The organism is Streptomyces sp. URMC 126, assembly GCF_051386555.1.
Taxonomy (GTDB): Bacteria; Actinomycetota; Actinomycetes; order Streptomycetales; family Streptomycetaceae; genus Streptomyces.
Genome location: NZ_JBPQTX010001270.1, coordinates 1 through 241 on the forward strand (window position 1 = coordinate 1; position 241 = coordinate 241).

Here is a 241-nt window from a genome sequence, read left to right on the forward strand (position 1 = left end):
GGTCGATGCCCATGCGCAGCAGCTCGGCGCGGGTGGTCTCGCGCATCGTCGCCACGTCCAGGCGGCGGAAGGGGCCCTTGCCGCGGGTGGGCTCCGAGCCGAGGAAGAAGTTCCGCCAGACCGGCATGAGGGGCACGACGGCCAGGTCCTGGTAGACCGTGGCGATGCCGCGGTCGAGGGCCTCGCGGGGGGAGGAGAGCGCCGTGGGCTCGCCCTCGATGGCGAAGGTGCCGGCGTCGTG

The 241-nt window shown here is 73.9% G+C and carries 1 pseudogene; it reads right to left on the minus strand.

Features of this window, described 5'->3' with window-relative positions:
• Positions 1-241 (minus strand): annotated as a pseudogene (locus ACSNOK_RS35930) (ATP-binding cassette domain-containing protein); the annotation flags it as partial.